This is a genomic window from Coleofasciculus sp. G1-WW12-02 (genome assembly GCF_040219735.1).
GTDB lineage: Bacteria > Cyanobacteriota > Cyanobacteriia > Cyanobacteriales > Coleofasciculaceae > Coleofasciculus.
Genome location: NZ_JAVJRX010000184.1, coordinates 1 through 20,320, shown reverse-complemented (window position 1 = coordinate 20,320; position 20,320 = coordinate 1). Strand labels below are relative to the sequence as shown.

Below are 20,320 nucleotides of genomic sequence, written 5' to 3'. Positions count from 1 at the left end.
AGATAATTATGTATGACACGGACTGGTGAATGTGGGCAAAGCAGGGATTATCTATAACGACTATAAACCTGTAGCTCGTCGGGTAGCACAGGAGCTACAAGAGCAGCTAATGGCTGCGGGTTGGGACGTATATATGGCAACGGGTGTTGGCGGACTTTTAGGCTATTCCCGTCCCGATTCTCCAGTGTGTCATACACCCATAGATAAGCTGGCGGCGCCTGGATTTGATGAAGCGATGGCGTTTGCGATCGTTCTGGGCGGAGACGGTACAGTGATGGCGGCGTTTCGTCAAGTGGCGCCCTTTGGGATTCCGTTGCTGGCGATTAATACCGGTCACATGGGATTCCTCACTGAGGCTTACCTGAATCAACTTCCCCAGGCGATGGAACAGATGATGGCGGGGGAGTATGAGATTGAAGAACGAACCATGCTGTTGGTGCGGGTGGTGCGGGATGAATGTATGTGGTGGGAAGCCCTGTGCTTGAATGAGATGGTATTACACCGGGAACCTTTGACCTGTATGTGCCATTTTGAGGTGCAAATTGGGCGTCATTCTCCTGTGGATATTGCTGCAGATGGGGTGATTATTTCGACTCCGACGGGTTCAACGGCTTATTCCCTGAGTGCGGGGGGAACGGTGGTAACTCCTGGGGTGCCGGTGTTGCAGTTGATGCCGATTTGTCCTCATTCTTTGGCGTCGAGAGCGTTAGTTTTTGCGGATACGGAACAGGTGAAGGTGTTTCCGGCGACGCCAAATCAGTTGGTGATGGTGGTGGATGGGAATGCAGGCTGTTATGTGTTACCGGAGGATCACGTACAGGTTGAGCGATCGCGCTATTCGGCTCGATTTATTCGCTTGCAACCGCCTGAGTTTTTCCGGGTGTTGCGTGAGAAGTTGGGTTGGGGATTACCTCACATTGCTAAACCGACATCGGTGGAGTTACCTTGATACTCAGGAACTTTCCAGATCCCCGACATCTTGGTTGAAACCTTGATGGTATGGATAAAGTAGATTCAGAAGTCGGGGATCTACACAGAAGCGGTAGAAGGGTTGATTCGATTTTCTGGGCTTGAATCCGAGAAGGGGTAGGTGTTTTCAGGGGCTGTGGTAATTTTTCGGCTGTGTCCCTTATGGGGTCTGGGTTTGAGGACATTACCCCGAAAATGAGGTTCTCGGAAATCTTGAAAGGCTTACTGGGAGGGTGTTTTGGAGTTTTTTTTAAAGATGCCTCTTGTCTGTCGAAGTCGGAAATGGTATATTAGATGGAGTCTCTCGGAACTGAACCTTGAAAACTATATACAGCAAGCGTTTCAGAGGTCGGCAGTCGAAATCCTCTATAATCCCTATCAGGGATTGAAACTAGATAAACCAAAATCTTCCCAGTTAAAGGGAGGAGTCGAAATCCTCTATAATCCCTATCAGGGATTGAAACGTCAGCTTCCGGGTCAAGGGCAGCAAGAAATCCGTCGAAATCCTCTATAATCCCTATCAGGGATTGAAACGAGCGTCTTCGTGGTTTGCACTCTGAATTTATGCGTCGAAATCCTCTATAATCCCTATCAGGGATTGAAACCAATCTTCATCACAGTGGAGGCGGCGGCTTCTAATGCCGTCGAAATCCTCTATAATCCCTATCAGGGATTGAAACAGTTAAAGACATGGCAAACAAGGAAAAAGACAAACGGAGGGTCGAAATCCTCTATAATCCCTATCAGGGATTGAAACGAATAAGTTTGCCATACAATTAAACCAAAATCTGTCGAAATCCTCTATAATCCCTATCAGGGATTGAAACGGATTAAAAAAAGGAGTAAAAAATGGATTTACTGGTCGAAATCCTCTATAATCCCTATCAGGGATTGAAACAAAGGGAAGCGGGAAAGCCAACAGTACCCTATCACGGGTCGAAATCCTCTATAATCCCTATCAGGGATTGAAACACTTCCTGCCATTTTTCGATGAGAGCCTCTCCGTCGAAATCCTCTATAATCCCTATCAGGGATTGAAACAGAGCAAGGATCGGGGCAAAGAATCAAAGTTCCTAGTCGAAATCCTCTATAATCCCTATCAGGGATTGAAACGCTCAACTGCTAACGACTACACTAAAGCAGCACGTCGAAATCCTCTATAATCCCTATCAGGGATTGAAACAACCCCAACGAGAGGAGCAACCACAAGAGTCCGCACCAATCCCTGGTCGAAATCCTCTATAATCCCTATCAGGGATTGAAACTTTTATCAAGCCTGATACAATCAATAAACCGAATCGTCGAAATCCTCTATAATCCCTATCAGGGATTGAAACCCATCGTTAGGAACATTCAAATCCATTTGAACACGTCGAAATCCTCTATAATCCCTATCAGGGATTGAAACGTATTCACCAGGCATTATCTGGACTTCTAATCCAGTCGAAATCCTCTATAATCCCTATCAGGGATTGAAACCGTTTAAAACTGGACGCGATCGCAGGCTGCACCCTAAGTCGAAATCCTCTATAATCCCTATCAGGGATTGAAAAGAAACACCCATTTAAGTAAGGGCTTGGTAACCAAGCCCCTACAATTGCCGACAATTGGCGAAATCCTCTATAACTCCTATCAGCGATAACCAAAACTGAATACCATGTCCCCACTACTTGACAAAACAACCGATCAACGCATTGTTCATCAGGGAACCTGGGAACAGTTTAAGTGTATTCAAACGGGTTTTGATGGTTCTTCTGGAGTGCGCCTCTGTTATTATAAAGGGATGATCGAGATTCTCATGCCGGGGCAAGATCATGAAACATTTGCTCGTATTATTAGTTACTTAATCACAACGTTTCTGGTTGAACAGGGAATCTTCTTTAAGCCTACAGGGGCGATGACTCAGGAAAAACCCGGCGTTGTTTTCGCCCAAGCTGACGAGTCTTTTTGTATCGGAAGTGTCAAGCCGATTCCCGATTTGTCAATTGAAGTCGTTTTCACCAGTGGAGATACCAGTAAATTAGAACGCTATCAAGCTTTGGGCGTTCCAGAGGTTTGGTTTTGGCAAGATGGATTACTGCAGCTTTATCATCTTGGAGATAGTGGTTATGAACCCATTGAACGCAGCCAGCTATCTGGATTGAGTGAACTTGATATTGACTGGCTGAGACGGTGTATTTTGATGGCGGAAACTGATGCAGGGGAAGCGATTCGGGCATTTCGACGCGGGATTTAGGAGTCAGGTGGGCAATGCCCACCCTACTATTCAATTGCCTGTTGTAGCATGGCTTTGTTGAGTGCAGGAGATGGGGTGTCAAGGGATTCGAGGTTCCTCCCTAACAATTGCTCGACTGTAGCCGCCAATAAGCCAGACAGAAGATGACGCCAAGCCTGAAGCTGTACTGAATGTCCGTCTTGCTTGCACCATTGTGCGATCGCATAAGATAGATTTTCTATTTTATCGGGTAACGGTTTGATTAATTCAGCCAAGTCAGCTAAGTCTTGAGCAGAGAAAAGCTCTCGTTGATGAGTTAAGAGTTCAATAAAAGCCGCAACATCCTGTTGAGCGAATGACTGTGCTGCTGGTTGGACAACTTTGAGAGGTAAATCTAACCCCTCAGCAATCATCTCCACACTCAAACCTAACTGAACCATCCGAGGGATGGCTTCTAATTTGGCTTTGAGTTGACCTTCATCTAACCCTTCTTGCTTGGCTTCTTGATAAACTTTGGTTTGTTTGAGTTCACTTAACCCTAACATGGTTTCTATCTCCTCTCGGCTTTTTTGCGGTAATTTGTAAACAATGATTGTCTCAATTAAATCAATCAGGTTTCGTTGTGTCGTCTGATCCGTTATCTGGGCTTGGGCTTGTTCGATTAAGCGCCTTGCTTGTTCAGGGGCTGTCTGTTCTCTCTCAATCACTAGCTTAACAATATTAATCCCCAGGGAATCCGATGCATCGTCTTCTCCTTTGGCAAATCTCACACCGTTGACAAGGGCTACTATGTCACCCTCTCTGGTGCAAAATTCCTATCAGGGTTATCTTGACTAATTTTGATAAATATGCATAAAGCCAGAAAGCACAGCGCGATCGCACTTGTCGAAATCTTCAATCTGATCAGGGATTAAATTAAAATAGTTAAATCATACTGATTACAAGTCGCAATTAACTCATCGATAACACGCGATCGCACGGAGTCAGGGGCGATGATTTGACAGTCTTTGCCATATTGCTTCACTTCCCGCAGAAACCAAAACGTACTCGATACGCTTCTCACCACCCGCCGCACTCGTGGCTTTTCGGGTAACCAATCGTTTTCCTGATCCTCGCGTCTGGCTTGATAGGCAAATGCTAACTCTCTTAATAGATGCATTTCCACCTCAATCTGATCCAAACTGCGTCGCCATTGTCCCTTAATCGGCGTTATCGCAGCATCTTGAATCCGATCCAATCGCAAACTCCAGTTATGCTGTAACTCCGGAATATCTTGGTTCCCCTCCGTCTCTTCACACCAGCAATCCAAATACTGACGCTTTTCGTGGAGATAGATTCTCCCGTAGCGAATCGTAAAGTGCCATAAACGCCCTGGGGCATCTTGATAGGATAACTCAAAAGGATGATTCCGGCGAATATAACGGTCAATCTCTAGCCGCCAAGGTGGGGGTAAATTGTCTACAAACCCTTCAATTTTGCGGCGTAGGGGAATCGAGAGTTCGCTGCGTTCGAGTAATAATTCTGCCACAATCCGCGCTTGTTCCATCTCGCCGATGTCGGTTAATGCGCCAATTGCCCGATCTAACGCCTGGATGCGACTTTCTGTCCAATCCTTATTCGGTAATACCAATAACTGACGACGCGCGATCGCTTCCACCAGTTTGGAGATATTAGCACGTTCTCCCCATAATATCCCTAATTCTAGCGCGATCGCTTCTAGTTCGGCTTTGTCTCGTGCGGATAGGGATAGGGTGATCGACTGACCTTTACGACTCATGGAATTTATACGGACACTTTATCAGGACATTGCGGCTCATTTTCTATTTTGAGTGTCATTATGGGAAATAACAAGACGTTACGGACACTGTTTTAAGGATATGTCCGATTATCAAATTAGGCTCAAACCCATCTATTCTTGTCCGGCTGAAAAAGTACCCGAAGGAATCAGCTTACCGAAAAGCTGGTCATCCCTTTCTGGACATCAAGTGGAAACCTTAGCGGCAATCCGCAACCCAGAGATTGATGTAATTTTTAACACCGCCATGACTGGTGATGGGAAAAGTTTAGCCGCTTATTTAGACGTAATGCAAGGGAACAGTTATGCCATTGGACTGTATCCTACCAATGAACTTGCCCGTGACCAAGAACTCCAAATTCGTGGCTATATTGACACCTTTAAACCCACGAATGACCCCCGTGTTGTCCGCCTTTCTGGGGCAGAATTAGAACAGTATGCCGAAAATGAAGGATTAAGAAAAAGCGCCGCGATCGCGTCTCGTAGCGGTCAGGCGGAAGTGTTACTCACAAATCCCGATATTTTCCATTATTTACATCGCGGTGCGTATTTATTTAAAGGGGATAGTCCAGATCGGTTATGGGGGAAAATTGACAAAGACTTTGACTTATTTATTTTTGATGAATTTCACGTTTTTAGTCCGCCTCAAGTTGCCAGTATTATCAATACCCTATTACTGATTCGCTGCACCAATCGCCGCAAAAAATTCCTGTTTCTATCAGCGACACCGGAACCACCGTTAATTGAGCGATTGAAAACCGCCGGATTTCGGGTAAAACTGATTGAAAATACCTATAAGTTTCCGGATACCATAGAACAAAGTCAACAATTAGAACAGCAGAATTGGCGGCAAGTTTCTCGGTCGATTACGCTCAATTTCATTCCCCTCGACCCCTCATTTAGAGCCTCAGAAGCCTGGATAGGAGACAACTGGGCGTTAATTGTAGCTCAGTTTCAGCAGTATCCAGGGAGTAAAGGGGCGATTATTCTCAATTCCATTGCGGCGGTGAAGCGACTGGTGACCTTTTTGCGAGAACAGTTGCAGCCCTTGGGGTTAACGGTGGGGGAAAATACCGGGTTATCAGGAAGCGGAGAAAAAGCGCGATCGCTGGGGGCAGATTTAGTGATTGGTACGAGTACGATTGATGTGGGGGTGGATTTTAAGATTAATTTTATCATCTTTGAGTCCTCAGATGCGGGGAATTTTATTCAACGGTTGGGGCGGTTGGGGCGTCATCATGGGTATGAGCAAAATGGTAAATTAGTGAGATTTAAAGCCTTTACAGCTTATGCCTTAGTTCCCAACTTTTTAGTCGAACGCTTGTTTACGGCAGAGATGCCACCGTTGAGCCGAGATGGAAACTATAACCGCTCATTTTTGCATCAAATTATTGTCGAAAACTATCGCCAAATTAATCACTTTCGTGGGTATTATTCCCGCTGGGGGGCAGTTCAGTCCTGTTTCCTAGCTTATCAGTTACGCGATCGCACAATTCAGTCTCAGTATGCCCAGAGTCGGGAAAATTTTTGTCAACTCAGCGAAGCCGTATTTAATACTAAGTTAAGCCGGGTGGCTGGGCGGATTCGGGAATGGGCGCAAGACTGGCAGCAATTGTCAAGAAAGAAAGGGAATCCGATTGCTGAAGATGCGGCTAGTTTTCGGGGGGTGAGTGTATTGCAATGTGGACTCTATGACATCACTGAAGAGAATCCCGTTGATCGATTTAAAACCTACGACTTACCCGGAATTCTGGGTAACTTAGAGATTGAATGGTGGACAAAAACCGGATTTATACGGACACTTCAGCAGATAGCCACAGACACCGGACAACCGATTGCCAAGGGGAGGTTTGAATACTGTCTGGGGTTTATGAAACTGCACACCTATCGGGAGGAACGATTAAATTGGAAGTTTACCTATCCGGGGGACTTACAACCCATTGCGGAGGCGTTCAAGGTGCAGGTACTCACTGGGATTCAAGTTTGGCAACCGGATAACCTCTGGGTGGGTGCAATTAACCAACGGTTGCAAAAGCAGGGATTAGTCAGTTATGTACTGCGGTACTCCGTGGTGGAAGTGAGGCGACGGTTACGCTTACCGATGCACTTTCAGATCTATCCCATCAGCGACCAGTATAGTGTACACGAAGCAACAGCCCCTTATGCGATCGCGTTAGGTCAATCGGCGCTATTACTGGATACTTTGGCGTATCGGTTTCAGGGTGAGGGGGGTGAGGTATGGATTGCTTGAGGTTCTTTCGTAGTTGCGCTTTAGCGCCATCAACGCCGAAACGCTGACGACAAACTCGGCGGGTTAAAACAATCGGCGCTATTCCTGAATACCTTAATTCCAATTAGGAGTAAGGGCACGGCAGTGCCGTGTCCCTACAGGTAATGATTGTGACATCAATTTGCTTATGTTTTGTCTTAACACCATCGCCTATCGTGATCAAAGTGCGTTAAGCCTTGCTAACACACCCGAAAAGATAGATAAACCCCCAATTAATTGAGGTAAAATATGACGAAAAAATCTCAGCAATTTAACCAGTTATCCCTATTCGATATAACCCCAGAACCCGATGATGATTGGTTAGACGATGACGACTTAGGCTTTGATACAGAACCCTCCAATCGCACCGTTGAAACCCCACAATCCTTACTCACCCTAACTCTACTGCGAGAGGCGATTCAAGCACAGAATCCGGATGACCCCGTGATCCGGGATTTTGGCGAGTATGTTTTACCAAATCTCTTACAATTCGCCATTGGCGTAACCGCAAAAGGGGGGAAGTTTTTCGATCACCTAGATCAACAGCGAGAAGCCGCAGGGAAAGAAAAAGTACGCCGGGATAATGCGGCAGATCAATCCCTGAATACTCATTTACTCAATGGTTTATTTCCGGCTAATTTAATTGAACAGCGATTAGAAAAACTAGATACAACCATTAAACGAGTCGTGGGAGAACGAGAACGGCGCTTAGTCATCGCCGCGTTTATTCTTCATGACTTTGAAAAGTTCCCAGATGTCCCCAAAGATTGTCGCAAGTTACCCCTAGAACAGCATCGGCAGATTATTGGGGATAAAGTTTGCCAACTGGGATTAGATTATTTGATTAATCCAGAGAATCCCGACACCTATTCTGAGTATATTGATGATTTATTAATCATGGCATATAATGCTCAACGGCGCTGGGATACTAACTGGAACTTTTCTGAATATGGACTTAATCCCGTATTGCGCGATCGCACCCTGCGCTGTTTGTCTGATTTAACCTGTCTGGCTGACTCCTTGGCGTCGATTGTGAAGCATCCTCAAGACGCGGAACACCCTAGACTTCAGGAACTTATTCATAGCCTCAGTGATGGACAACTGACATTTACATATCACAGTATTGCCGAGAATCGGGGAGTATTAACTAATGTGGTAAATAATGCCTTAATTCAGGTTTATCAAACCCAACCAGAAATTGCCCCAGGTAATCATTGTCCCTATGAACCGTTACTTTATTTACCAACCGGGGTAATTTATCTAGCACATCGTCACGCGCCAGAGATTTCATTGGATGGTTTACCCGATAGAGTTGTCGCCACGATTAAATCCCTCTGTCGGGAACAATTGCGCCTGAGACAAACAGGGTTTGGGCGCGATGGGAAGGGGATGAAATATGCAGACTATTATCAGTTATTCTTTGATGAATCTGGGTTAATGAATGTAGCCTTAGATGCGACGTTGCGGATTTTAAATCCGAATAAACCCTCAGTCGCCAAGAGTCGCAGTGATAACCTGATTAAATTTCAGCAACAGGGAATCTTATCCGCCGATTATGACTTTAAATTTGGCGATGATATCCGCATTGATCAATTAGCAGAATTTGGTGATTTAGTCAGTCGTAAGATTTGGGGGGAACGGGTGAGTCAAATTGAAGCGGCGCGGAAGCAGGATAAGCAGTTACCAGAACTTCCCCATCTGGATTTAATCCATAAGCTGGCTGAGTATTGGCATTTGGGTGATTATTTGTCGCCAATTCGGGAGATTCAGCAGATTAATCAACAACTGAAGCAGCAGAAGTTGAAAGGGAATACAGGCGGGGTTCCATACCCATGGTATTTTTTGGCGGCGAAGTATCTGCAAAAGAATCCGGGGATTGAAACCATTCGAGAAACGGGGGAGGAATTAATTGCCTATGTAACTGAGTTAATTCAGCCGCTTGTGTCTCAGTATGAATTACCCGATGGCTGGGATGATTTAAGGCTTTGGTTGGAACGAGTAGTAATGTTACCCAGTCATCGAGATGACAAGGCGACGGTTGATGTATTTTTACAGGAATTTGCCAGTTATCAGGCGGCGAAGAAACCGGGGCGAGGGCGACAATTAATCTGTTCGATTTCTCATTCTGCTTATACGGTAATTGAACAGATAGAATCGGCGGTTTTGTTTACGCCCCAGGTGTATACGAATAAGCAAATGCTGGGGGGTTCTAATGCCAAGCGGAATATTTCTAGTATTGCGGGAATTGAGATGATGTTGCGGCAAATCTTGATGAACCAAACCCAAGCGGTGGGTAAACGGTTTGAGGATGGGAAATATCGTTATCTCTATTTTTATCCCACCTATTATTTTACTCCAGAGACAAATCGGTTTCTGAAACGGGCATATAGTGGGATTGCTCAAACTCGGTTTAATACTCAGATTCGCAATCATTTTATTAGTCAGGAGTTGAGGGCAGATTTAAGCCGTAGCCGTTATCAGAATGTGGATATGTTTCTGATTCAAGACACCATTGAACCGGGACGCGATCGCACGTTTAAATTGGCATATCCTGATGATCAACCGATGACATTTTACTTCATGGCAATCCCACCGGGGCGCGATAGTACGGATACGGAGTCGTGGGTAATGCCGAGTTGGTTAGCGTTAGCTTTTCCGATGATTCTGGATGTAAAAACGGTAGTTTCTGAGTCTCCCATTCCACCCTTTACTGATGGGGCGGCGTTTGAAGAGACGGTTTTTCTGGATAGTGCGCCCCCAGCATTTCGGGCGTTGGTGAGACGCGATCGCTTCCGCTTAGACTATATCTTAGAAGGCTGGACAGAGAACGGGTTGCAGCATCCCGCACCGTTGAATAGTCTTACAGCCGCTTATGGGATTCATTTGGATGTTAATGCTAAATCCGGTAAGTCTGGGTATGACCCAAATTGGGGCAGATTAACTGAACTGGCGAAAGATTTTGAAACCAGCCCTCTCTATGTGTTTAGTTATCTCAACCGTTGGGTTCGTAGCCAAAGCCATGATACTGCACCGTTGAATAAAATTCGCCTCTATGCCTATCAATTTTACCCTTGTTTTGACCCCTATAGCTATTATGATTCTGAACTGGAGGAATTAATCGTGACGGAACAATCGAGTCTCAATCATCCCAAGCGGTTGATGGAACTGTATCGCCAATTTTATCGGGCAAATAAGCGATATAATCCCAAAGCAAATGCCGTGTTAAAACCCATTGATATTGCTGCTGATACAATTCTTAAAGCGGATAGTACTGTCTTTCATGGTGAAACCCTAGTTATGGCGGTAGCGGCGGAAGTATTTAAACTGATGGATCGGGTTCATGGATCAACCGCTGAAGGGCGCTGGGTGATTAGTAATCGGGAAAAAGAACGGGAGGCAATTTTAGAATTTGCCCAATACTTTGTGGTGGAAGTATTTGAGAAATCTTTTTCGTGCGATCGCGCCCGGTTAGCTGGGCGACAAATTAATTTAATTCGCGATACCTGTGAGTTCTTGTATCGCCTGGAAGATGATAAAGAAAATCGTCAGCGCCAGGAGGAATTAACAGAGGATGGAGTTAGGGAGGGTTGAGGTTAATTTATGACCAAAATTATTTTTTTAACGCAGAGGTACGCAGAGGTGGGCGCAGAGGTACGCAGAGATTTTAACAGGTTCGAGGGAAAGGTTTATCGAGTTGGAGGAATAAGTTAAAGATGATTAGTTGAACATTACCTTTTTTTAGTTACTACTCACTATTTAGGAGAAAATTAATGCCATTTATCAAAAGTATCGACACAAAGTTATTTCATTCAGAGATTCCCTACAAACCCATGGGAAAATATGTTCATTTTCTGACTATTCGGATTACTGAATCTTATCCTCTGTTTCAAACCGATGGCGAACTGAATAAGGCGCGAGTGCGGGCAGGGATTCAAGATAAAACCCCGATTAGTCGCCTCTCCATGTTTAAGCGGAAACAGTCTACTCCAGAACGCTTAGTGGGGCGCGAATTACTGCGAAACTATGGCTTAATGACGGCTGACGAATGTGAATATAACGTCAGTTTTGCCATGGATAATCCGGACTGTATTATCTATGGATTTGCCATTGGTGATTCGGGTTCAGAAAAGTCGAAAGTTATCGTTGATACAGCCTTTTCCATTACCCCCTTTGATGAATCTCACGAAACCTTTACCCTGAATGCGCCCTTTGAAAATGGCACAATGACATCCAAAGGAGAAAAAGGTTCTAAACCCGGAGAAGTCACCAGTCGAATTAATCAACAGGATCATATCCGCCCCCAAGTCTTTTTTCCCAGTATTGTCACCCTCAAAGATCCCACAGAGGCAAGTTTTTTGTATGTATTTAATAATATCCTCCGCACCCGTCACTATGGCGCACAAACTACCCGCACTGGACGAGTCAGAAATGAATTAATGGGGGTTATTTTTGCCGATGGGGAGATTACCAGTAATTTACGTTGGACTCAGGCAATTTATGACCAAATGAAAGCAAAAAATACCTTACTCACCCTTGATCCTTTAGCTGAAGAGGATGTAATAGACGCCGCGACAACCGCCATTGAACAGTTAATGATTCAAGAATTTATTGTCCACACCGATTATATTGGCAGTGATTTTCAACCGCTGCTAAATGAGGTGAAAACCTTGGTCGGAAATGAAGCCGGGATTAAATCTGTGTTACAGCAAGCCGATGCTGAAGCCAAAGACTATGCCCAAAAACACATTAGTTCCAAGAAAAAGGCGAAAGCTAAATCTACCAATTGACGTAGGGGCACAAGGCTGGCATTGGCATCAACGTCAGTTCAACCTAGTTCCCCGTTTAGATCCCCCTAAATCCCCCTTAAAAAGGGGGACTTTGAGAAATATTTTGTTCCTCTATTTTTAGGGTAATCTTTGATAAATATCTTGTTCCCCCCTTTTTAGAGGAAACGTTAACGTTGAAGAATATCTTGTCCCCCCCTTTTTCCCCCCTTTCAAAGCAGGGGCTAGGGGGGATGGGGGCTAGGGGGGATCTCTTAACGTTCCCTAATCCCCAATCCCCAATTTCCATTAACATTATGGCAATCATTTACCGCTATCAAATAGAATTACACGATAGTCTCTATTTCGCCACTCGTGAAATTGGCAGACTCTATGAAACAGAACCTGTGCTACACAATTATGCCCTCTCCTATGCTTTAGGATTAGTCGATAGTGAAAAGTATGCCACAACCGTTCCCCCAGAGAATTCCTATCGCTATTTTTGTGCCGAACAAGTTCCCCAGTATCAGGCACAATTAACCCCCTTGAATCAGCAAGGGATTTATATCACACCCGCCCGCAGCATTTATCATGCGTCGGTTCTCAATACCTGGAAATATGCCGACAATCGCTATCATGTTGAGATGAAGAAAACCCAGAAAAATATTCCCAGTTTTGGCAGGGCAAAAGAAATTGCCCCAGAAAGTCGATTTGAGGGCTTTTTGATTAGCCAGAAGCCTTTAACCTTACCCACCTGGATTCGGTTAGGGAAATGGGCAAGTAAGGCGCGGGTGGAGATTGTAGAAACCCAGGAGAGTAAACTATCTGGGGGGGAAGAAGATTTTATATTTCCCTATCCTCTCAACCCGTTAGATGTGATGTTTTCCCATCGTGTTACCCGTTATGACGTGATTAATATGCCTCCTGTAAGTCTGATCAAAATGGTAAGTTTACATGGAAAATACTACCGATTTAATCGTCTCAAAATTCCTGGGCTGATGCAGTATCGCTTTAGTTGATACCTTAGGTAGGGGAACGGCACTGCCGTACCCGTACAAATACCCCGATAATAGGTTATTTTCATGCCTCATAGTTTAATTCTAAACCTGCTTCCCCAATCCCCGATTCCCACCCAGTTTCTCAGTGGACGACATTTACACGCCCTATTTCTTAATTTGGTGAGTTCTGTCGATAGAAACTTAGGCGATTATCTCCATGAAGCCAAATCCGATAAAGCCTTTACCTTGAGTCCCCTACAACTTCAGCATCGGGGTGATACAGCTTCCGCTAGTCTACAATGGCAACACCATAAACCAATTCCCCAGGGTACTCCCTGTTGGTGGCGGATTTCTCTATTAGATGATGCCTTATTTAGCCAATTAACTCACTTGTGGCTAAACCTGAATCCCGAACAACCTTGGCATTTAGGTCCTGCTGATTTGCAGATTACCAGTATCCTGGGAACACCACAAAAAGGAATGCCTGGATGTTGGGCAAATGCTCTCAGTTATAAGCAATTATACGACCAAGCGTCAACGTGCGATCGCGCCCTGAATTTTGCCTTCTCTACCCCCACGGCATTTCGTCAGAGTAAATATGATTGTGCCTTACCCACAAGGGAGTTAGTATGTAACAGTTTGATTAAGCGCTGGAATCAATATAGTGGCATAGAATTCCCCAAAACATTGGTTGAGTATATTTTTCCCAGTTTCTTTGATATTCATACAGAATTAGTTGCCGATTCTCGCAGTAAGTTTATTGGCTGTATTGGGGGCATGAATTTTCGGATTATGGGGGAAGTTGACTCGGAGACAATTCAGCAGATTAATGCCTTAGCGGATTTTGCCCTCTATTCTGGTGTGGGGCGGAAAACAACGATGGGAATGGGGATGGTGAGGCGAATAAATTCGTAGCAATATTTCGCTCAAACTTTTGGATAAAAGGGTTTTTTTGTAGGGGCGGGTTTTACCGTTAACTTATGCTACAACTCCCTTAAGTAAATAAACCCGCCCCGATTAATACAAGACGGTAAAACTATCCCTCTCGAATTGAATAAGGGCGCAAGCCTTACGCCCCTACAACCCTAATTTTATTTATCCCCCCTAGCCCCCCTTTGAAAGGGGGGAACCGGAAAATGAAAGAGGGAAACCGGAAAACTTACCCGAAAAAGTCCCCCTTTTTAAGGGGGATTTAGGGGGATCTCAACGTAAAATACCAACCATTTATAGGTAAAAATAATGAATAATCCTGATTACATTTCCATCGCCTCTCTCAACCAATATACCTACTGTCCCCACCGTTGCTGGCGGATGTTTTGTGCGGGAGAATTTATTGAGAATCACTATACCATTGAAGGAACCAGTTTACACGATCGCGTCCATACTTTAGGCGAGGCGCAACGGGAGGAAGTATGGCAAATTCGGGCAATTTGGCTGAAGTCTCAACAGTATCACCTGATAGGTAAATCAGATTTAATTGAATCAGAATCTGGTGAACTCTATCCCGTGGAATATAAGCGGGGGCGGAAAGGGGAATGGGATAACGATGAATTGCAGGTGTGCGCCCAGGCGTTGTGTTTAGAAGAAATGACGGGACAATCTATAAGTCGGGGCTATGTTTATTATGCCCATTCCCATCAACGGCAATTCGTAGAGATTTCCGACGCATTGCGACAGGAAACCCTGGACACGATTGAATCAGTTACTGAGTTACTAGAAACTGGGAAAATGCCAAAACCCATTTACAGTAAACGCTGTAAAGGATGCAGTTTTTATCCTCAATGTTTACCCCAAGCCGCCGATAAGGTGGGGCGGTATCGGGAGGAGGAATAAAAAAGTTTGAATTTTCCTGTATGGGCGGGTTTTACAACCATCCTTTTTGACACAACCGAGATAAAATAAAACCCGCCCCAATCCCCAGGGAAATAGGCAATTAAAAACCTAACTCCCTAGCCCCATTCCCACCCCTCTACCACCCCTCTTTCAAAGGGGGGCAAGGGGGGATAGAGAGGGGCTGGGGGAGAGGTCAAAACTCAATTGATTTACCACCATCATCACGATTCAAAACAAGGACAAAAATTATGGGAACCGTTTACATTACCCAAGATGATTCATTTATCGGCAAAACCGATGAACGTCTTAGCGTCAAAGCCAACAAACAGAAACTCTTGGATGTCCCCCTAATTAAAGTGGATGGGATAGTTATTTGCGGACGGGCAACCGTATCTCCCGCCGTTGTTACAGAACTATTAGACCGCAAAATCCCCTTAACTTTTATCACCGGAACCGGGAAATATCTGGGACGATTGGAACCGGAAATGACCAAAAATATCTTTGTGCGGAAAGCCCAATGGCAAGCCGCTGGGGAATCGGAATCAGCGCTGCATATTGTCCGGGGATTTATTCGGGGAAAACTGAAAAATTATCGCACCCTACTCAGTCGCAATCAGCGCGAATATCCAGAACTGACATTAAAATCAGCCATCACTCAAATTAGTAAGGCGATTACCTCCTTAGACAAAACCAAGACAATTAATTCCTTGCGCGGATTAGAAGGGGCGGGAAGTGCAGCATATTTTAAGGTGTTTAATCAGCTAATTCGCGCTGAAGGGTTTAAGTTTCGAGTCAGACATCGCCCCGCTACTGATCCGGTAAACTCGTTATTAAATTTTGGCTATACCCTGCTGCGCCATGATATACAAAGTGCGGTGAATATTGTCGGATTTGACCCCTATTTGGGCTATCTTCATTGCCAACATTATGGTCGTCCCAGTTTAGCATTGGATGTGATGGAAGAGTTTCGCCCCTTAATCGTGGATGGGAGTATTCTCAAAGCGATTAATTCGCGGATACTCAAGCCGGATGATTTTGTCAGCGAACCCCTGAGTGATGTGGTTTACTTATCTCCAGAAGGGCGGCGGGAGTTTCTGAAGTTATACGAACAAAAGAAACAATCTAAGTTTAAGCATCCGGTGTTAGGGCGCAAATGTACCTATCAGGAGGCGTTTGAAATCCAGGCGCGACTGTTGGCGAAGTATTTAATGGGAGAAATTGACAAGTATCCACCGTTAGTCCTGTATTGATGATGTATGTTGTTGTGACTTACGATATCTCCGAAGATAAGCGCCGGACGAAAATACACAGTATTCTTAAGTCCTATGGGCAGTGGATGCAGTATAGTGTGTTTGAGTGCAGTTTGAGTGATACCCAGTATGCCAAGTTGCGATCGCGTCTGAATAAGGTGATTAAGCCGGATCAGGATAGCATTCGCTTCTATTTCCTCTGTGGCTGCTGTCAAGGCAAGGTTGAGCGCATCGGCGGTGAAGCACTTCGGGATAGTTCGATTTTCTTTGTCTGATGCGACAACCAGTAGGTGTTTTTTTCGAGGAGTCAAAATTTGAGGCTGTATTCCTTATTGAGTCAGGGATACAGCCTTTTTCGCGAATGAGGAGGTTGTCGCAAAAGCTGAAACGCTGATTCAGAAAGGGTTTGAGACTTTTTTGTTCGCGGGGGTTGTCAAAAGTGAGGGCTGAAATGCTATAGTTAGAGGAGGTTGTCGCAATCGAACCTTGAAAATCAAATACAGTAAGCGTTTCAGAGGTCGGCAGTCAAAATCCTCTATAATCCCTATCAGGGATTGAAACCTAGAAGATATTCTCTTCTCTCTGATCTTTGATCTCGTCAAAATCCTCTATAATCCCTATCAGGGATTGAAACTGATCGTACAAGTGCGATCGCGTGGCTGCATTCTGTCAAAATCCTCTATAATCCCTATCAGGGATTGAAACCGTGCCAGAATCGCCGTCTGTACCTGCGGATGTGGTCAAAATCCTCTATAATCCCTATCAGGGATTGAAACTTTATATGCTGACGCTGAAGCCAGCATATACGCTGTCAAAATCCTCTATAATCCCTATCAGGGATTGAAACTTCCCCATCCCCGATCGCCCTGCCACGACATAAAGGTCAAAATCCTCTATAATCCCTATCAGGGATTGAAACACCGCAGACATCAACAAAATCCTGCCACCAGCTCGTCGAAATCCTCTATAATCCCTATCAGGGATTGAAACTTACCATAGAAGAGTACACCCTATCTGAGCTGAGTCGAAATCCTCTATAATCCCTATCAGGGATTGAAACAAGGTTCACCCTCTGGGGGTGCTGCTAATCTGCGTCGAAATCCTCTATAATCCCTATCAGGGATTGAAACAATCGTTTGAGTATCCGGGCTTACTACGACCTACGTCGAAATCCTCTATAATCCCTATCAGGGATTGAAACACGAATCGCCCATAAAAGTATCAATTCACTTTTGTCGAAATCCTCTATAATCCCTATCAGGGATTGAAACTAATAATCTACCTATAGCTTTTTCAACGATCCTCGTCGAAATCCTCTATAATCCCTATCAGGGATTGAAACGAGACAACTTTCGGCAGATCCGATTTTGACAAGGGAAGGAGGGTCGAAATCCTCTATAATCCCTATCAGGGATTGAAACATTACTTAATTATCAAGTACATAGTATTGGGCTAACGTCGAAATCCTCTATAATCCCTATCAGGGATTGAAACTAGTTTCCGCTCAACAAAGAACAAAATTACAGTAAGTCGAAATCCTCTATAATCCCTATCAGGGATTGAAACAAATTCATTCAATACACCAGTAACTCTTTTAGGAGTCGAAATCCTCTATAATCCCTATCAGGGATTGAAACTATCGATTAGGATCACCAACCCCTGCACGCTGACCGGTCGAAATCCTCTATAATCCCTATCAGGGATTGAAACGAAACAAGGAAAAACCCACACAGTCGTCTTTAGACGACTTAAGCTTTGAGCCAGGGATTTGAATCCCTGGCGGGCTAACTACGAACCCAACAAATCTAATTCCCGATAATCCGGTAACGTCGTATCAATCGCCATCCCATCGCGAATCACCACGCGATCGCACTGAGGACGTGATAACAATTCACTATAACTGCGCCCCTTAAACCAAACCAAATTCGCCGCCAAACCCACACCAATCCGCCCCACATTCCCCAACCCCATCAAATCCGCCGCCGTTTTCGTCACCATCGCCGGAGACTCCCCATACAACCCATCCAAATGGGCAATCCTCACCCCTTGATTAAACACCTCCAACAGATCATGATCCCCAAACCCAAAAAACGGATCACGGCAATTATCACTTGCCAACGTCACCCCAATCCCAAACTCCTGTAACTCCTGAATCACCGTCACCCCCCGCCAACGAGGAGTTCTCCCCAACTTCCGATCCTGTAAATACAGATTCGACAACGGTAAACTCACCACCCCAATCCCCGCCTCCTTCACCAGCGCCAACGTCTCCGCCACCACCTCCGGCGACTGTACCGCCAAACTACAACAATGTCCACAAACCACCTGTCGCCCAAACTGACACCGCAGCGCCGCCTCCGCCACCTTCCTCAAACAAATCGACTCCGGATCATCCGTCTCATCCGTATGAAAATCCAGCGCCAAATCCCGTTCCTGCGCCAGCCGAAACACCCGATTCAACTGCGCCTCTAAATCAGGATTCATATACGCCACCCCACCCAAAACACCCCCCACTTCCGCCACCAAATCCGCCAACCTTACCCCTTCCGGCGTCAAATAATAATCCAGCGACACCAACGCCACCGCCTGCAAAACCAATCGATTCGCCCACTCCTGCTGCAACTGCTTAAACACCCCAAAACTAATCCCCGCCTGTTCCCCAAACGCATCAATATGAGTCCGAATCGCCTGAGTACCATGGGCGTAACTACACCTCAACCCAAACTCCATCCGGCGATAAACATCCTCAGCTTGCCAATACCGCAAACTATCCTGCTTCGCCCTATCCAACGCACTATCAAACGTTCCATCTGGATTCGGCGTGCGTTGCCAAATATGCCCCTTATCCAGATGAGTATGCAAATCCACAAACCCCGCCCAAACCTGTCCCCCCTGCACATCCACCACCGCCCCATCTCCCACCCACACAGAATTCGCCCGCACAATTTGCGCCACCTTCCCCTCAGCCACCTGAATATCCACCAAACACAACCCATCAGGCGTTCGACTCTCCAGAATCGACGCATCCTCAACCTGTAACATTGAGATTGGCACACGAGCATTTTTCAGCCAATAGCACGTTTCTGATGGAATCACAGTCGCCAATTTTATCCCTCACATCTGATCCAATAATTAATCTTATAATATCTGATTCGTCATTTAAGTTGTAGGTTGGGTTGAACGAAGTGAAACCCAACAAAATATAGGGCTCCCATCCCTTACTACAAGCCGAATCTAGTCCCGATAACCACCACTTACTCAGCCACCTCTAAGATATTCACCATGGTATTGAAAAGCCCTCTCCTGCTGGGAGTTTCCCTCAGCCTCAACCTCCTATTTATTACTGTCTTCAGTGTCTTAATCATTCGCAGAGGCGGCATTCCCTATCTAGTCAGTAAACTCCCCTTTCATCAACAAATCGAACAAACCGTAAAAATCCCCCGTCGTCGCAACACCTATCAATCAACCTATCACCATATCCGGAAACAGATGTTTGAACAACTCCCCAACTCCGAAACAGAAATTATCTTCATCGGCGATAGTCTCACCGATCAAGGCGAATGGGCAGAACTCCTGGGAAACACCAATATCCGCAATCGCGGCATATCTGGAGACACCACCGACGGCGTACTCAATCGCCTCGATGAAATCACCGCATCCCAACCCCAAAAACTCTTTCTGATGATTGGTGCCAATGACTTATGGAATGAACAAAAATCCGCCACCGAAATCGCCCAAACCTATCGACTTATCCTAGAGAAAATTCAACAGCAAACCCCAGAAACTCAAGTCTTTATTCAAAGCCTCTTACCCATGAACACTATCCAATATCCCATCAAAGTTAACAACTCAGATATTATCGCCGTCAATCGCCACCTGCAAAACCTAGCCAGCGAATTTTCCTATACCTACATTGATTTACATCAACATTTTACCAACAACCAGAAACAATTAGACCCCCTATACACCGTTGACGGCGTGCATTTAAACGGCAAAGGATACCTCAACTGGGCTAAAATTGTTAATCCTTACGTCAACGAATAAGTACCTGAACAGAGGAACTGATCACAGAGACACTTCTAAATGATTCACAAATTGACAATGGATAATGAACAATGGATAATGACCTCTCCTTAAAAGAAGAGGATTGAAATTAAGGAAAATCTTTTTTAATTTCTTCGTAAACGAAGAGGTCTTAGACCCAATTAATCAATTGTCAATTATCAAT

The 20,320-nt window shown here is 45.1% G+C and carries 14 protein-coding genes and 2 CRISPR repeat arrays; of the genes, 11 read left to right on the top strand and 3 right to left on the bottom strand.

What is annotated here, in order from left to right; translation table 11 throughout:
- Window positions 1–31: 31 nt before the first annotated feature.
- Both RID09_RS28715 and RID09_RS28710 read left to right on the top strand, forming a co-directional pair.
- The gene (locus RID09_RS28715) at window positions 32–949 is read left to right on the top strand and encodes an NAD(+) kinase (protein ID WP_446339399.1); all 918 of its coding nucleotides are present in this window, start codon (window positions 32–34) and stop codon (window positions 947–949) included.
- Between the two features lie 375 nt (window positions 950–1,324).
- Window positions 1,325–2,522: a CRISPR direct-repeat array (repeat unit 37 nt; unit sequence GTCGAAATCCTCTATAATCCCTATCAGGGATTGAAAC).
- Between the two features lie 104 nt (window positions 2,523–2,626).
- On the top strand, window positions 2,627–3,205 hold the full coding sequence (locus tag RID09_RS28710) for a Uma2 family endonuclease (RefSeq protein ID WP_446339324.1): 579 nt from the start codon (window positions 2,627–2,629) through the stop codon (window positions 3,203–3,205).
- A gap of 26 nt (window positions 3,206–3,231) precedes the next feature.
- Here RID09_RS28710 and RID09_RS28705 read toward each other — a convergent pair whose 3' ends face one another.
- Complete coding sequence (locus RID09_RS28705) at window positions 3,232–3,954, bottom strand: DUF2887 domain-containing protein (RefSeq protein ID WP_446339323.1); 723 nt, start codon at window positions 3,952–3,954, stop codon at window positions 3,232–3,234.
- Between the two features lie 140 nt (window positions 3,955–4,094).
- Window positions 4,095–4,961: a WYL domain-containing protein gene (locus tag RID09_RS28700; RefSeq protein WP_446339322.1), complete on the bottom strand. Its 867-nt coding sequence runs from the start codon at window positions 4,959–4,961 to the stop codon at window positions 4,095–4,097.
- Between the two features lie 100 nt (window positions 4,962–5,061).
- Between RID09_RS28700 and cas3 the strand changes: the two genes are divergently transcribed.
- From cas3 to cas2, 8 genes are all read left to right on the top strand, one after another.
- Window positions 5,062–7,230 carry a type I-D CRISPR-associated helicase Cas3' gene (gene cas3, locus RID09_RS28695; protein ID WP_446339321.1) on the top strand — a complete coding sequence of 723 codons (2,169 nt, stop codon included), beginning with the start codon at window positions 5,062–5,064 and terminating at the stop codon, window positions 7,228–7,230.
- A gap of 267 nt (window positions 7,231–7,497) precedes the next feature.
- Window positions 7,498–10,839: a type I-D CRISPR-associated protein Cas10d/Csc3 gene (gene cas10d / locus RID09_RS28690; protein WP_446339320.1), complete on the top strand. Its 3,342-nt coding sequence runs from the start codon at window positions 7,498–7,500 to the stop codon at window positions 10,837–10,839.
- Window positions 10,840–11,018: 179 nt separating this feature from the next.
- Window positions 11,019–12,035 (top strand): type I-D CRISPR-associated protein Cas7/Csc2, encoded by a 1,017-nt coding sequence (gene cas7d / locus RID09_RS28685; protein WP_446339319.1) that lies wholly within the window; start codon window positions 11,019–11,021, stop codon window positions 12,033–12,035.
- Window positions 12,036–12,328: 293 nt separating this feature from the next.
- Window positions 12,329–13,030: a type I-D CRISPR-associated protein Cas5/Csc1 gene (gene cas5d / locus RID09_RS28680; protein WP_446339318.1), complete on the top strand. Its 702-nt coding sequence runs from the start codon at window positions 12,329–12,331 to the stop codon at window positions 13,028–13,030.
- A gap of 63 nt (window positions 13,031–13,093) precedes the next feature.
- Window positions 13,094–13,924 (top strand): CRISPR-associated endoribonuclease Cas6, encoded by an 831-nt coding sequence (cas6, locus tag RID09_RS28675; protein ID WP_446339317.1) that lies wholly within the window; start codon window positions 13,094–13,096, stop codon window positions 13,922–13,924.
- 324 nt (window positions 13,925–14,248) lie between these two features.
- Window positions 14,249–14,842, top strand: coding sequence for a CRISPR-associated protein Cas4 (gene cas4 / locus RID09_RS28670; RefSeq protein WP_446339316.1), 594 nt, complete (start codon window positions 14,249–14,251; stop codon window positions 14,840–14,842).
- Window positions 14,843–15,090: 248 nt separating this feature from the next.
- Window positions 15,091–16,092, top strand: a complete 1,002-nt coding sequence (cas1d, locus tag RID09_RS28665; RefSeq protein WP_446339315.1) for a type I-D CRISPR-associated endonuclease Cas1d — start codon at window positions 15,091–15,093, stop codon at window positions 16,090–16,092.
- Between the two features lie 2 nt (window positions 16,093–16,094).
- The gene (gene cas2, locus RID09_RS28660; protein WP_446339398.1) at window positions 16,095–16,367 is read left to right on the top strand and encodes a CRISPR-associated endonuclease Cas2; all 273 of its coding nucleotides are present in this window, start codon (window positions 16,095–16,097) and stop codon (window positions 16,365–16,367) included.
- 249 nt (window positions 16,368–16,616) lie between these two features.
- Window positions 16,617–17,802: a CRISPR direct-repeat array (repeat unit 37 nt; unit sequence GTCGAAATCCTCTATAATCCCTATCAGGGATTGAAAC).
- Window positions 17,803–17,880: 78 nt separating this feature from the next.
- Here cas2 and RID09_RS28655 read toward each other — a convergent pair.
- The gene (locus RID09_RS28655) at window positions 17,881–19,188 is read right to left on the bottom strand and encodes a cytosine deaminase (protein ID WP_446339397.1); all 1,308 of its coding nucleotides are present in this window, start codon (window positions 19,186–19,188) and stop codon (window positions 17,881–17,883) included.
- Window positions 19,189–19,374: 186 nt separating this feature from the next.
- On the opposite strand from RID09_RS28655, the gene RID09_RS28650 reads away from it, so the two are divergent.
- Window positions 19,375–20,136: a GDSL-type esterase/lipase family protein gene (locus tag RID09_RS28650; RefSeq protein WP_446339314.1), complete on the top strand. Its 762-nt coding sequence runs from the start codon at window positions 19,375–19,377 to the stop codon at window positions 20,134–20,136.
- Window positions 20,137–20,320: the final 184 nt, after the last annotated feature.